The 13,209-nt window shown below is 73.0% G+C and carries 12 protein-coding genes; 5 read left to right on the top strand and 7 right to left on the bottom strand.

Translation table 11 applies throughout. The annotated features are described in order from the left end of the window. Nucleotides 1–174: 174 nt before the first annotated feature. The 5 genes from OG392_RS31170 to OG392_RS31190 are packed head-to-tail and all read right to left on the bottom strand — an operon-like array spanning nucleotide 175 to nucleotide 5,480. Entirely contained in the window at nucleotides 175–999 is an 825-nt protein-coding gene (locus OG392_RS31170) for an ABC transporter ATP-binding protein (RefSeq protein WP_443054946.1), read from the bottom strand. Then, the gene (locus OG392_RS31175) at nucleotides 993–2,012 is read right to left on the bottom strand and encodes an ABC transporter ATP-binding protein (protein ID WP_329287571.1); all 1,020 of its coding nucleotides are present in this window, start codon (nucleotides 2,010–2,012) and stop codon (nucleotides 993–995) included. The genes OG392_RS31170 and OG392_RS31175 overlap by 7 nt, the downstream gene beginning before the upstream one ends. A 5-nt stretch (nucleotides 2,013–2,017) precedes the next feature. Then, entirely contained in the window at nucleotides 2,018–2,896 is an 879-nt protein-coding gene (locus OG392_RS31180; RefSeq protein WP_329284958.1) for an ABC transporter permease, read from the bottom strand. After that, a complete protein-coding gene (locus OG392_RS31185) occupies nucleotides 2,893–3,846 on the bottom strand; it encodes an ABC transporter permease (RefSeq protein WP_329284959.1) in 954 nt (317 codons plus the stop codon). The genes OG392_RS31180 and OG392_RS31185 overlap by 4 nt, the downstream gene beginning before the upstream one ends. After that, nucleotides 3,843–5,480, bottom strand: coding sequence for an ABC transporter substrate-binding protein (locus OG392_RS31190; protein WP_329284961.1), 1,638 nt, complete (start codon nucleotides 5,478–5,480; stop codon nucleotides 3,843–3,845). Before OG392_RS31190 ends, OG392_RS31185 begins: the two co-directional genes overlap by 4 nt. A 131-nt stretch (nucleotides 5,481–5,611) precedes the next feature. Between OG392_RS31190 and OG392_RS31195 the strand changes: the two genes are divergently transcribed. Then, nucleotides 5,612–6,703: a LacI family DNA-binding transcriptional regulator gene (locus OG392_RS31195; protein WP_329284963.1), complete on the top strand. Its 1,092-nt coding sequence runs from the start codon at nucleotides 5,612–5,614 to the stop codon at nucleotides 6,701–6,703. Here the strand turns inward: OG392_RS31195 and OG392_RS31200 are convergent. Further along, entirely contained in the window at nucleotides 6,670–8,304 is a 1,635-nt protein-coding gene (locus tag OG392_RS31200) for an amidohydrolase (protein ID WP_329284965.1), read from the bottom strand. The two genes, OG392_RS31195 and OG392_RS31200, sit on opposite strands and share 34 nt — an antisense overlap. A gap of 94 nt (nucleotides 8,305–8,398) precedes the next feature. Between OG392_RS31200 and OG392_RS31205 the strand changes: the two genes are divergently transcribed. Then, entirely contained in the window at nucleotides 8,399–9,109 is a 711-nt protein-coding gene (locus OG392_RS31205) for a TetR/AcrR family transcriptional regulator (protein ID WP_329284967.1), read from the top strand. A gap of 86 nt (nucleotides 9,110–9,195) precedes the next feature. On the opposite strand, the gene OG392_RS31210 is transcribed toward OG392_RS31205, so the two are convergent. Beyond that, entirely contained in the window at nucleotides 9,196–9,609 is a 414-nt protein-coding gene (locus tag OG392_RS31210; RefSeq protein ID WP_329284969.1) for a MarR family winged helix-turn-helix transcriptional regulator, read from the bottom strand. Between the two features lie 215 nt (nucleotides 9,610–9,824). Here OG392_RS31210 and OG392_RS31215 point away from each other — a divergent pair, with 215 nt between their 5' ends. Genes OG392_RS31215 through OG392_RS31225 form a run of 3 tightly spaced genes read left to right on the top strand, consistent with a single transcriptional unit; the run spans nucleotide 9,825 to nucleotide 13,205 of the window. Then, entirely contained in the window at nucleotides 9,825–10,736 is a 912-nt protein-coding gene (locus OG392_RS31215) for an SDR family oxidoreductase (RefSeq protein WP_329284970.1), read from the top strand. Nucleotide 10,737: 1 nt separating this feature from the next. Next, the gene (locus OG392_RS31220; RefSeq protein WP_329284972.1) at nucleotides 10,738–11,640 is read left to right on the top strand and encodes an amidohydrolase family protein; all 903 of its coding nucleotides are present in this window, start codon (nucleotides 10,738–10,740) and stop codon (nucleotides 11,638–11,640) included. 11 nt (nucleotides 11,641–11,651) lie between these two features. After that, nucleotides 11,652–13,205, top strand: a complete 1,554-nt coding sequence (locus OG392_RS31225; RefSeq protein WP_329284974.1) for an acyl-CoA synthetase — start codon at nucleotides 11,652–11,654, stop codon at nucleotides 13,203–13,205. Nucleotides 13,206–13,209: the final 4 nt, after the last annotated feature.

Below are 13,209 nucleotides of genomic sequence, written 5' to 3' on the forward strand. Positions count from 1 at the left end.
GGCCGTACGCCGCTCCGGTGGCGCCCGGCCCGCCGGCCCGCGGCCGGAACACGAAGCCCCTGTTCTTCAGCAGTGAAGAACAGGGGCTTCGCCATGCCCGCCGGGCCCGGGCGCCGGGTGGTGGGCGCCGGAGGGCCGGGATCTCAGGTGCCCCGGGGGCCGCGTGGTGGCCGGTCAGCGGCCTGCGGGGAACCGACCGCGCCGCGGCACCGAGTCCAGGAGGAGCCGGGTGTACGGATGCTCCGGGGCCTCCAGGATCCGCGAGGCGGGGCCCGTCTCCACGACGTGACCGGACTTGAGGACCAGGACCTCGTCGGCGACGTGCCGGACCACCGCCAGGTCGTGCGTGACGAACAGGTAGCCGATTCCCGACGTGCTGCGGATCTGACCGAGGAGTTCGAGTATCTGCGCCTGGATCGAGACGTCGAGCGCGGCGACGGCCTCGTCGAGGACGAGGACCCGGGGCTCCACGGCGAGGGCACGGGCGATCGCCACGCGCTGCCGCTGCCCGCCCGAGAGGTCGCGGGGGAGGGCGGCGGCCTCGCGTGTGCCGAGGCCGACCTGGTCCAGGAGCCGGGCGGCGCGGGCGCCGCGGCCGGCCGCGTCGAGATCCGTGTGGAGGCGCAGCACCTCGTCCAGGCAACCGGAGACGGTCACCCGGGGATCGAGCGAGAGGTACGGATCCTGGAAGACCATCTGGATCTCCCGGGCCCTGGCCAGCCGCTCGGCCCGTCCCCGGGGCCGCGCGGAGCGGTCCCGTCCGTCCAGGCGGACGGTCCCGCCGTCCGGGTGCTCCAGTCCGACGAGCATCCGGACCGTGGTGGTCTTGCCGCTGCCGGACTCCCCGACGATCGCCAGGGAGGCCCCGGGAGCCAGGGCGAAGGACACTCCGTCCACCGCCGTGTGGTCCCCGTACCGCTTCCGCAGGCCCTCGACGACCAGGCCCTGGACCACCGGTCCCCCGGCGACGGGTCCCTCTTTCGCTGAGGCGGTCACCACGTGATCCCTTCGTCGGCGCGGTGGCAGGCGGCGAGTCCGTCGCCCTGCCGGGTGAGTGCGGGCTTCTCCTCGGAGCAGCGAGCCACCGCGTGGGCGCAGCGCGCGGCGAAGGCGCAGCCCGGCGGCGCCTCGGACAGGGAGACGGGACGCCCGGGGATGGGCCGGGGCGGCGACGCACCCGCTTCGATGCTCGGCGTGCAGGCGAGCAGCCCCGCGGTGTACGGGTGCCGCGGCCGGTCGAACAGCTCGTCGGTACCGCGCGTCTCCACGATCCGGCCCGCGTACATCACGTACACCCGGTCGCAGACGGTGGCGGCCAGTTCGAGGTCGTGCGTGACGAAGAGCAGACCCGTGCCGCGCTCGGCCCGCAGCCGGGCGAGGAGTCGGACGATCTCCGCCTGGGTCGTGACGTCCAGGGCGGTGGTCGGTTCGTCGGCGACGATCAGCGCCGGCTCGGCCGCGAGCGCCGCGGCGATGACCACCCGCTGGAGCATGCCGCCGGAGAACTCGTGGGGACGGCGGCGGAGGGCGCCGCGCGGGTCGCGGATACCGACCGCGTCGAGGAGTTCGAGGGCCCGGGCGTCCGCCGTGGCGGCCGGGGCCCCGGCCGCGCGCAGCCCTTCGGTGAGGAAGTCGCCGACGCGGCGCAGCGGGTTCACGGAGGCACGAGGGTCCTGGAAGACCATCGCGACCTGCCGGGCCCGTAGTTCGGCCAGCTCCGGGCGGCTCATGGTGAGCACGTCCCGGCCGGCGACCCGGACCTCGCCGCTGGTGCGCGCGTCCGGGGGCAGCAGCCCGAGGACGCTGCGGCACGCCACCGACTTCCCCGAGCCGGACTCGCCGACGAGGCCGACGCTCTCCCCGGGGCGTACCCGCAGGCCGACCCCGTCCAGGATCGGCCGCCGGGCCCGGTCGTCGGGGAGCCGGATCCCGAGCCCGTCGATCTCCAGGACCGGAGGCCCGTCGCCGGCCGGGACCGGAGTCGTGCCGCTCTGTCGCCGCTGTTCCTTCACGCGGTTCACCGCTTCCGCCTCGCGATCCGGTCGGCGAGGCCCTCGCCGACGATGCCGAACGCCACCACGGCGAGCACGATGCACGCCGAAGGCGCGAGGGCGGGCAGCATCGCCCCCTGCTGGACGGCCGACTGGCCCTCGTTGATCATGGCGCCCCAGTCGGCGGTCGGCGGCTGCACGCCGAAGCCGAGGTACGAGAGCGCCGCCAGGTCCATCAACGCGTACCCGAAGTTCATGGCGGACTGGGCGAAGACGGTGGGGGCGATGTTGGGCAGCAGGTGGCGCAGGCAGACGGTCCAGCCGGACCAGCCCTGGACCCGGTAGGACTCGATGTACGGGCGGGCCTGCTCCTGGCGTGCGATGCCGCGCACCAGGCGTCCCACGTACGGGGTGTAGGCCACCGCCATCGCGATCACGGGCGCGGTCATCCCCGAACCGACGACGGAGACGAGCAGGATCGCGAGCAGGAGTCCGGGGATCGCGAAGACCATGTCCATCGAGCGGGACAGGACGGAGTCCGCCCAGCCGCCGCGCCAGGCCGCCACCACGCCGAGCAGGGTGCCGAGGAGGGTGGAGACGCCGACGACGAGCAGTGGGCCGATCAGCCCGGTGCGGGCCCCGTACATCATGCGTGACAGGACGTCCCGCCCGGACTGGTCGGTGCCGAGCAGGTGCTCGCCGGTGGTCCCGGCCAGGCTCGCCGAGAGGTCGAGGGCCTCGGGATCGTACGGCGCGAGGACGGGGGCGAGGACGGCGATCAGGAGCAGAGCGGCGAGCAGCGCGACCGAGGCGGTGAACATCGGCCCCTGGGCGAACAGGCGCAGGGGGCGGAGCCCGGGCCTGCGGCGCAGGACGGCGGGCTCCGGAGGTGCGGTGGTGGTCATGAGGAGCCTTCCCCGTGGAGCGACAGCCGGGGGTCGATGAGGGGTGCGAGCAGGTCGACCGCGAGGTTGACGAGGACGAAGGCGGCCACGCTGAGCAGGGTGATGGCCTGCACGACGGCGAAGTCCTTGGCGGTGACCGACTGCACGAGCAGGGAGCCGAGGCCGGGCACGTCGAAGGCGGTCTCGACGATCGAGGTGCTGATGAGGAGTCCGGCGAGCATCGTGCCGCCGACGGTGACGACCGGGCCGAGCGCGTTGCGCAGGACGTGCCGGCGGATCACGGTGCGCCCCGGGACACCGCGGGCCCGCGCCACCTCGACGTGCTCCCTGCCGAGTTCGTCCAGCATCGCCGAGCGGGTCACCCGGGCGAGCAGACCCGCGAAGGTCAGGGCCAGGGCGAAGGCCGGCAGGGTCAGGTGGTGGAGCCGTTCGGAGAACCCGGTGGGTGTGCCGCCGGGGCCCGGGAACCACCCCAGCTGGACGGAGAACAGCGACACGAGCGCGATGGCGGTCACGAAGGCGGGGGTCGCCGTGGCGACGCCGGTGCCGAGGAGCACCGCCCGGTCCAGCGGGCCGGGCCGCAGGGCGGCGAGGATCCCGGCCCCCACACCGATGAGGGCGACGAGCAGCGCCGCGTACCCGACGAGCAGGGCCGTACCGGGCAGCCGGGAGCCGATGAGCGCGGCGACGTCCTGGTGGAACTGGGCGGAGGTGCCGAAGTCGCCCTGGAGGACGCCGCCGAGCCACTTCGCGTACTGCACGGCCAGCGGATCGTCCAGGTGGTACTGGGAGCGCAGGGCCGCCACGGCCTCGGGGGTCGCGGGGCGGCCGTGGAGCAGGAACGACACCGGGTCGCCGGGTGCCAGGTGGACGCTGCCGAAGACCACGAGGGAGGTCACGAACAGCACCGCCACCAGGCCGAGGAGCCGTCCGACGAGGAAGCGGGTCATTTCTTCGCGGCCCCGATCGTCGCGGCCCAGGGGTAGTACAGCTGGGAGATCCCGGTCGGGGCGCCGGTGACGCGCTTGCCGAGGAAGACGGAGTGGGGCGCCTCGTAGACGGGGATGATCGGGAGTTCACGCATCGCTATTCCCTGCAGCGTGGCGGTCAGTTCCGCGCGCTTGCCGGCGTCGGGCTCGGCGTTGGCCCGGTCGAAGGCGACGTCGAACTCGGCGTCCGACCACTTGCCGTAGTTCCCGAAGTCGCCGGTGCGCAGGTACTGGTAGAACTCCAGCGGATCCGGCGTGTTGTCGTACCCGCTGGTGATGACGAGGTCGAGCCCCTCGCGCGCGCCCGGGTCGACGAAGATGCTGCTGTACGCCTCCGGGGCGACGGCCTTGAGCTTGACGTCGAGGCCGATCTGGCGTCCGGCGGCCTGGACGGCGTTGGCGACGACGCTGATCTCGGGGGCGAGCGTGCTGGTGGCCAGGGTGAGGGACCGGCCGACCGCGCCCGCCTCGTGGATGAGCTTCTTCGCGGCCTCGATGTCGTACACGGGCTCGGGCAGCGTGTCGTACAGCGCGGCGGTCTTCTCGGGGGCCAGCGCCCAGGCGCCGCGCGCGGCGGGGGCCTTGGCGGGGACGCCGACGCCGCCGGCCGCGGCCTTGACGATGTTCTTCCGGTCGAGCGCCAGGGACAGGGCCTTGCGGACCCTGATGTCGCCGAGCGGGCCGTGGAAGTCGAGGACCGCGAGGTTCGACGCGGCGGTGTTGGGGCCGAAGAGCACCGTGCCCCTGCCGCTGGCGCGGAGCTGCCCGAGCGAGGAGGACGGCACCATGTATCCGCCGTCGGCGGTGCCGGACAGGAAGGCGTTCGAGCGGGCCGCGGCGTCCTCGATGAAGGTGAACTTCACCCGCTCCGACTTGGGGGCGAGCTTCGGGTCCCAGTAGGCCGCGTGCTTTTCGAGGGTGATCTCGGCGCCCTGGGACCAGGTGTCGAGGGCATAGGGCCCGGTGCAGTTGATCTTGCTCTTGGGGGTGCCGTAGTCCTTGCCGGCCTTGGCGAGGGTGGCCGCGCTCTCGATGGTGCCGGGGGAGGCGGCCATCAGCTCGTGGAGCAGGATGTCGGGCTTGGCGAGCCGGAGCGTGACCTCCAGCGGGCCGGTCTTCTCGATCGTGTCGACGCTCTTGAAGGCAGAGCCCCAGGGGGAGCCGGTCTCCGGGTCCATCTGGCGTTTCAGGGAGGCGACCACGTCGTCGGCGGTCATGGTCGTGCCGTCGTGGAACCTGACCCCGGGGCGCAGGGTGTAGACGAGGGTGCGCGGGTCGGGGCGGTCGTACTTCACCGCGAGTCCGGGTTCGATCCTCAGGTCGGGGGTGACCCGCAGGAGCTGCTCGCAGACGTTGGCGAGCACGGTGTTCGGCGGGTAGTCGTACGCGAGGGCGTAGTCGAGCGTGTACGGCTCGGCGTACAGGGACCAGGTGAAGGTGTCCAGCGGGCCCTGGGCCGGCGGCGACAGCGGAGTGACCTTGAAGTCGGCGCCGCCGGCGGCGGCCCTCGGCGTCGTCGCGCCGGAACAGGCGGCGGTGGTGGCCGCGAGCGCGGCGGTACAGGCGAGAAGCGCGATGGTTCTGGACATGCGCATGCAGACCCACCCCTTTACGGGTGTAGTGACGGGCGCTGGGGGATGGAGCGAGTATTGATGCGGGAACGTTCCCGCACAACCCTCTGCGGGAACGGTTTTGCAAAGGTCGGGAGGGTGGCAGCATCAGTCTCATGACCGACGCCACACCGCACGGCGGGCAGCCCTCGCCGCCCCTCCCACGCGTCCGCCTCGTCGACGTGGCCCGCGAGGCGGGCCTCTCCAAGACGACCGTCTCGGCGGCACTGAACGGCACCGGAAGGCTCTCTCCCGAAGTGCGGGAGAGAGCCCGCGAGACCGCGCGCAGAATGGGCTACCGGCCCAACGCCACCGCGCGCCGGCTGCGCGCGGGACGGGCCAGACTGATCGGATACGTGGTCGGGGAGTTCGCCGACGCCCCCTGGACCTTCCTGGAGTCGCCGTACTTCGCCCGGCTGACCGCGGCGACCGCGGCGACCTCGCTGCGACGCGGCTACGCCGTGGTGCTGCTGCCCGCCGGGTCCCTGCAGAGCGAGTGGGCCGACCTGTCGCTCGACGCGGTGGTCGTCGCCGACCCCGTCGCCGACGACCCGATCGTCGAGGACCTCCTCGCCGCCCGCATCCCCGTGTTCAGCGACCGCTCCGTCGAGGGGCGGCCAGGGGCCTACTGGGTGGACGTGGACGCCGGTGGCGCCGTGCGCGAGGCCCTCGACCACCTCCGCGAGCAGGGCGCCCGCCGGCCGGTCCTCCTCGTACCGGACAGCACCACCCGCTTCCACACCGAGGTGTTCGCCGCACACCACGAGTGGTGCGCGGCCCACGGCCTGCCGGAACGGGTCGTACGCGTCGGGGCGCCGGGCAACGGCCCCGTCATCCGTGCCGTCGAGACCGCCCTAGCGGGCGACCCGTCGGCCGACGGGGCACGGCCCGACGCCCTCCTCGTCGTGGCGGAGGCGAGTCCGCCCCTCGTCCTGGACGCGGCGCGCCGGCTCGGCTACCGCGTCCCCGGCGACCTGCTCCTCGTCTGCGTGAGCGAGGACGTCACCGCCGAGCACACCGAGCCGCCCGTGACCACCCTGAGCCTGCGGCCCGAGGCGATCGCGGAGGCGGGCGTCGACACCCTGGTGGCGGTCCTGGAAGACGGCGACCTGGAGACGGCGGGGGTGCTCGTCCCGACCCGTCTCGACGTACGGGCGTCATCGGTCCGGCCCGCTCAGACCGCGTGCACGAGCCGGCCGCCGACATAGGTCCGCTCCACCCGGGCCTCGGCGATCTCCTCGGCGGGCGCCGAGAGGATGTCGCGGTCCAGGACGACCAGGTCGGCGAGGGCGCCGACCCGCAGGCTGCCCGCGTCGTCGTGACCGTTCACATGGGCGGACCCGGCGGTGTAGGCGGCCAGCGCGGTCGGCAGGTCGAGCCGCTGCTCGGGGTAGAAGATCCGGTCGTGGTCGGCTTCGGGATCCCGGCGGTTCACGGCCACGTGCAGGCCCGCCAGCGGATCGGGGCTGCTCACCGGCCAGTCGCTGCCCGCGACGAGGGTCGCGCCCGCGCGCACCAGGTCGCCGAAGGGGTACTGCCAGGCGGCCCGCTCCGGGCCCAGGAACGGGATGGTCAGGTTGTCCATCTGGGGTTCGTGGGCCGCCCACAGGGGCTGGATGTTGGCCAGCGCGCCGAGCCCGGCGAAACGGGTGAGGTCCTCGGGGTGGACGACCTGGAGATGGGCGAGGTGGTGGCGGTTGCCGCGGTGGCCGTTGGCCGCCACCGCCGACTCGATCGCGTCGAGGGCCTCGCGCACGGCCCGGTCGCCGAGCGCGTGGAAGTGCACCTGGAAGTCGAGCGCGTCGAGCTCCGTCACGTAGCCGCGCAGCGCGCCGGGCTCGATGAAACTCAGGCCGCTGTTGGCGGTGGCGCAGCCGCAGCCGTCCAGATAGGGGGAGGTCATGGCGGCGGTGAAGTTCTCCGCGACGCCGTCCTGCATGATCTTCACCGAGCTCGCGCGGAACCGCCCGGCCCGCAGCTTCTCGCGCCGGGCCACCAGTTCGGGAATCTGCTCGGCGCCGCGTGCCCGGTCCCACCAGAGCGCCCCGGTCACCCGGGCCGTGAGGGAGCCGTCCCCCGCCGCGGTCATGTACGCGTCCGAGGGATCGGGCCGGCCGTTGAGGTCGCCGAGCATGGCGTCCTGCCAGCCCGTGATGCCGAGGGAGTGAAGCAGCCGCTGGGCCCGCAGCAGCCCGGCGAGGAGTTCCGCCCCCGTGCTCGCCGGCAGCAGCCGGCCGACCAGCGACGTGGCGCCCTCCTGGAGCATGCCGCTGGGAGTGCCGTCCGGCTCGCGCTCGATCCGGCCGTCGGCGGGATCGGGGGTGGCGGCGGTCACTCCGGCGAGTTCGAGTGCCCGGGTGTTGGCCCAGGCGCCGTGGTGATCCCGGTTGGACAGGAGGACCGGGCGGTCCGGTACGACGGAGTCGAGCAGCTGGCGGGTCGGCAGGCCGCCCTCGAAGCTCTCCATCGACCAACCGCCGCCGGTGATCCACTCGCGCTCGGGGTGGGCGTCCGCGTAGGCCCGGACCAGGGCCAGGTAGTCGTCCACGCCGACGGTCTCGGTCAGATCGCACTCGGCCAGTTCCACTCCGGCGAAGACCGGGTGCATGTGGGCGTCCTGGAAGCCGGGGAGCAGCAGCTTCCCCGTCAGGTCGACCACCTCGGTGCCCGGCCCGACGAGTTCGAGCACCTCGTCGTGACCGACGGCCGCGATCCGGTCGCCGATGACGGCGAGCGAGGTCGCCCGGGTGCGGGCCGGATCCACCGTGAAGACGGGGCCGCGGGTGAAGAGCAGATCGGCCTTGGCCATTCGAAAGCTCCAGAGCGTGAGGCGACGGGGGATGGGCGCCATGGAAGCGGGAAGGCCGTTTACACGTCAATGGTGTTGTCGTAAGGTCCCGGCCATGTCCGAACGAGTCGTCCCAGAAGGCGAACGCCGACGCCGCAGACCCACCAAGCAGGGTGCCGTCCTCTCGGAGCAGCTCATCGTCGAGACGGCGCTGCGGCTGGTCGCCCAGCACGGCGCCGAGGCGCTCTCCGTACGGAGACTGGGTGCCGCACTCGGCGCCGACCCGAGCGCGCTCTACCGCTACTTCCGCAACACCGACGCACTCCTCCTCGCCCTCGCCGACGAGCTGATCGGCAGGGCGCAGGAGGGCTGGCGGGCGACCGGGGACTGGCAGGAGGACCTGCGCTCGATGGGCCTGCGGATCCACGCCTGCTACCTGTCCCACCCGCAGGCGGCGGTCCTCGGCGCGTACCGCACGACGGGACGTCCGCACGAGACCGGGGCCGTCGAGCGGATCCTCGGCATCCTCCGTTCGGCGGGCTTCCCGGACCACTTCGCCGTCCGCGCCTATCACGCGTTCGTCGACCAGGCCCTGGCCTTCGCGGCCCAGGACGCCGCCGCTCTCGCTCTGCCGAAGGCCGCCCGGGAGGCGGACGAGGCGGTGTGGAACTCGGTCTACGGCAGGCTGTCGGCCGACACCCACCCGAACATCGCCGCGGCCTTTCCGCTGCTCGCCGCCGACATGCGGGGCAGCGGTTACCCGTTCGCCCTGGAGCTGCTGCTCGGCGCGATGGCGGCGCTGCGCCCGGCCTCGGCCGAGGCCTGAGCCGTGGCCTGAGCCGTGGCCGCCCAGCGGGTGATGTGCCGGTCGTCCCGCGGGTGGCGCGTCGGTCGTCCCGCGGGCGTGACGGGTCAGGACAGGGCCCGCCAGGTCTCGTTCAGCGCCACCCGGAACGCCTCGGTCTCCTCCGGGCCCAGGCCGGCGGTCATGCGTTCCTCGATGCGGCGGGCCGGCTCGGCGTACTCGTCGAGCAGCCGCCGTCCGGGGTCGGCGAGCAGGATGAGGCGTTCGCGGCGGTTGGTCGGATGGGGCTCGCGGCGGATCAGGCCGCGGGCCTCCAGCGCGCGGACCATGTCGGCCATCGACTGGGCGGTGACGAAGGAATCGCGGGCGAGCTGCGCCGCGGAGATGCCGTTGTGCCGCTCCAGCACCGTCAGAGCCGTGTACTGCAACGCCGTGACCCCGGCGGGTTTGAGCAGCTCCTCCAGGCGGGCGCGCACCACCAGCTCCGTTCGCTTGATCAGGTAGAGCAGCGAGGTGCTCACGTTCGTCCTTCCGTCGTGACGGCCCGGGTGGGGCGGCTCGTACCGCTCCCGGTGCCGTGCCACCGCGGCGGCTCTGCCACCTTAGGGCATTGACAGGAATCCTGATGATTACCCAGACTGCGGTTCATCAGGATTCCTGTCGATCCCGGCCCGGCCGGCGCTTTCGGCATGCCCCTCCACATCTCCCCTCCCACCACTTTCGAGAGGCACCTCTCATGGATCTTCAGGGCAAGGTCGCCGTCGTCACCGGCAGCGGACGCGGCCTCGGACTCGCCTACGCCCAGGCCCTCGCCGCCGCGGGCGCCGCCGTCGTCGTCAACGACACCGACAAGGACACGGTGGCCGCCGCCGTCGCCTCGATCACGTCCCGCGGGGGCACGGCGACCGGCGTCGCCGCGGCCGTGGGCGACAGCGAGGCGGCCCAGCGGCTCGTGGACGCCGCGGTCGAGGAGTTCGGACGCCTGGACGTACTCGTCACCAACGCCGGCATCCTGCGCGACCGCGTGCTCTGGAAGATGACCGACGAGGACTTCGACGACGTCGTACGGGTCCACCTGCGCGGCACGTTCACCTGCGCCCGCGCCGCCGCCGTCCGCATGCGCGAGCAGGGCACCGGCGGCAGGCTCGTGCTGATCTCCTCGCCCGCCGGGCAGCGCGGCAACTTCGGCCAGACCAACTACGCCGCCGCCAAGGCCGGCATCGTCGCCATGGCCCGCACCTGGGCCATGGAGCTGGGCCGCGCCGGCATCACCGTCAACGCCGTCGTACCCGTCGCCGCCACCGAGATGACCAGGACCATCCCGGCGTTCGCCCCGGTCATCGAGGAATCCGAGCGCACCGGCGCACCGCTGCCGGACTGGCTGCGCAAGGACGAGGGCCTCGGCACCGTCGAGGACGTCGCCGCCCTGATCACCTTCCTGGCCTCGGACGACTCCGACGGAGTGACCGGGCAGGCCATCGGCATCGGTGGCGACCGCCTCGCCCTGTGGGCCCACCCGAAGGAGAAGGCGGTCGCCTTCGCCGACGGAGGCTGGAGCGGCGAAGCGATCGCCGCCGAGTGGCCGGGCGGCGTCGGAGCCGAGCCCGAGACCTACGGCATCCCCGCGCCCCAGGCCCCGGAGGCGTGAGATGACCGACCGCCCCCACCAGACCGCCGCACTCGACGTCGACGCGCTGACCGCCATCGACGTGCACACCCACGCCGAGGTCTCCAAGGACGGCCACGGGGCCCTCAGCCCCGAACTGTTCGGCGCCTCCGAGGAGTACTTCAAGGCGCACGGCCACCGGCAGCCCACCATCGACGAGATGGCCGCGCACTACCGCGAACGCCGCATGGCGGCCGTCGTCTTCACCGTCGACGCCGAGCACGCCACCGGCCACCCGCGGATCTCCAACGAGGAGATCGCCGAGAGCTGCGCCGCCCACGCCGACGCCCTGATCCCGTTCGCCAGCGTCGACCCGCACAAGGGCCGCGCCGGGGTCCGGGAGGCCCGGCGCCTGGTGGAGGAACACGGGGTCCGCGGGTTCAAGTTCCACCCCAGCATCCAGGCCTTCTCCCCGGACGACCGCCTCGCCTACCCGCTGTACGAGGCCATCGAGGAACTCGGCGTCCCCGCCCTCTTCCACACCGGGCAGACCGGAATCGGCGCGGGCGTCCCGGGCGGCGGCGGCATCCGGCTGAAGTACTCGAACCCGATGGCGGTCGACGACGTCGCCGTCGACTTCCCCGAACTGAGGATCGTCCTCGCCCACCCGTCCTTCCCCTGGCAGGACGAGGCCCTCGCGGTCGCCACCCACAAGCCGCACGTCTACATCGACCTGTCCGGCTGGTCGCCGAAGTACTTCCCGCCGCAGCTCGTGCGCTACGCCAACACCCTGCTCAAGGACAAGGTCCTCTTCGGCTCCGACTATCCGGTCATCACCCCCGACCGGTGGCTCGCCGACTTCGCCGCACTCGACATCAAGCCCGAGGTCCGGCCGAAGATCCTCAAGGAGAACGCCGTCCGCCTGCTCGGCCTGTCCACCGACTGAAGGAAACGCTCGTGCTGAACCAAGGCATCGGCTCCTGGCCGGCGCGCCGGGCCCGCAAGACACCCGACCGGACCGCCGTCGTCCACGCCGGACACACCCTGACCTACCGGGAACTCCACCGGCGTGTCCTGCGGCTCGCCCACGGCCTGCGGGCCCTGGGCGTGGCGAGTGGCGACCGGATCGCCTACCTGGGGCCCAACCATCCGGCCTTCCTGGAGACGCTGTTCGCCGCCGGAGCGCTCGGCGCGGTCTTCGTCCCCCTCAACACCCGCCTGGCCACACCGGAGCTGGCGTACAACCTCGCCGACTCCGGCAGCGTCGTCCTCATCCACGGCCCCGAGCACACCGAGACCGCACGGGCCGCCGCCGACGAGGCCGGGGTGCGCCACCGGATCGCCCTCGAAGGGCCCGACGGGTCCGGCGACGGCGCCCTCGCCTACGAGGAGCTGCCGGCCGCCGCCACGGACGAGCCGCTGGACGTGGCCGTGCGCCCCGAGGACCCGTGCATGATCATGTACACCTCCGGGACCACGGGCCGGCCCAAGGGAGCCGTCCTCTCCCACGGCAACATCGTCTGGAACAGCGTCAACGTCCTCGTCGACACCGACCTCACCGCCGACGAGGTCACCCTGGTCGTGGCCCCGCTGTTCCACACCGGCGCCCTGAACATGACCTGCCTGCCCACCCTCCTCAAGGGCGGCCAGGTGGTCCTGCTCGCCGCCTTCGACGCCGACCTGGTCCTCGACACCGTCGAGCGCCGGCGCGTCACCTGCCTGTTCGGCGTCCCCACGATGTACGACGCGATGGCCGCCCGGCCGCGCTGGGCCGGCACCGACCTCTCCAGCCTGCGCACCCTCAACTGCGGCGGCGCCCCGGTACCGGCCCGCACGATCGCCGCGTACATCGACCGCGGCCTCGCGTTCAGTCAGGGCTACGGCATGACCGAGGCGTCCCCCGGCGTCCTCTTCCTCGACCGGGAGCAGACGGCCGCCAAGGCGGGTTCCGCCGGAGTCCCGCACTTCTTCACCGACACCCGCATCGTCCGGCCCGACGGCAGCGACACCGCACCCGGCGAACGCGGCGAGGTCCTCGTCCAGGGCCCCCACACCATGACCGGCTACTGGAACCGGCCCGAGGACACCGAGGCCGCCTTCACCGACGGCGACTGGCTGCGTACCGGCGACATCGCCCGGACCGACGCCGACGGCTACGCCTACATCGTCGACCGGGTCAAGGACATGTACGTCTCCGGCGGCGAGAACGTCTACCCCGCCGAGGTCGAGGACGCGCTCCTCGGCCACCCCGCCGTCGCCGAATGCGCGGTCATCGGCATCCCCGACCCGGTCTGGGGCGAGGTCGGCCGAGCCGTCGTCGTCCTCAAGCCCGCGGCCCGCGCCGACGAGGAAGGCATCCTCGGCCACCTCAGGGGCCGGCTCGCCACGTACAAGATCCCGAAGTCGGTCGTCCTCACCGGCGGCCTGCCCCGTACGGCCTCCGGAAAGATCGTCAAGTCCGCCGTGCGCGACACCTTCGCCACCAGCCCCGCCGAACGTCCCCAGCCGTGACCGG

Source organism: Streptomyces sp. NBC_00691, assembly GCF_036226665.1.
GTDB lineage: Bacteria > Actinomycetota > Actinomycetes > Streptomycetales > Streptomycetaceae > Streptomyces.

What these genes read in the sequence shown, in the direction of transcription:
- OG392_RS31180 (WP_329284958.1), bottom strand. Translation starts at nt 2,896, where the DNA reads ATGACCACCACCGCACCTCCGGAGCCCGCCGTCCTGCGCCGCAGGCCC.
- OG392_RS31185 (WP_329284959.1), bottom strand. Translation starts at nt 3,846, where the DNA reads ATGACCCGCTTCCTCGTCGGACGGCTCCTCGGCCTGGTGGCGGTGCTG.
- OG392_RS31190 (WP_329284961.1), bottom strand. Translation starts at nt 5,480, where the DNA reads ATGCGCATGTCCAGAACCATCGCGCTTCTCGCCTGTACCGCCGCGCTC.
- OG392_RS31195 (WP_329284963.1), top strand. Translation starts at nt 5,612, where the DNA reads ATGACCGACGCCACACCGCACGGCGGGCAGCCCTCGCCGCCCCTCCCA.
- OG392_RS31200 (WP_329284965.1), bottom strand. Translation starts at nt 8,304, where the DNA reads ATGGCCAAGGCCGATCTGCTCTTCACCCGCGGCCCCGTCTTCACGGTG.
- OG392_RS31205 (WP_329284967.1), top strand. Translation starts at nt 8,399, where the DNA reads ATGTCCGAACGAGTCGTCCCAGAAGGCGAACGCCGACGCCGCAGACCC.
- OG392_RS31215 (WP_329284970.1), top strand. Translation starts at nt 9,825, where the DNA reads ATGGATCTTCAGGGCAAGGTCGCCGTCGTCACCGGCAGCGGACGCGGC.
- OG392_RS31220 (WP_329284972.1), top strand. Translation starts at nt 10,738, where the DNA reads ATGACCGACCGCCCCCACCAGACCGCCGCACTCGACGTCGACGCGCTG.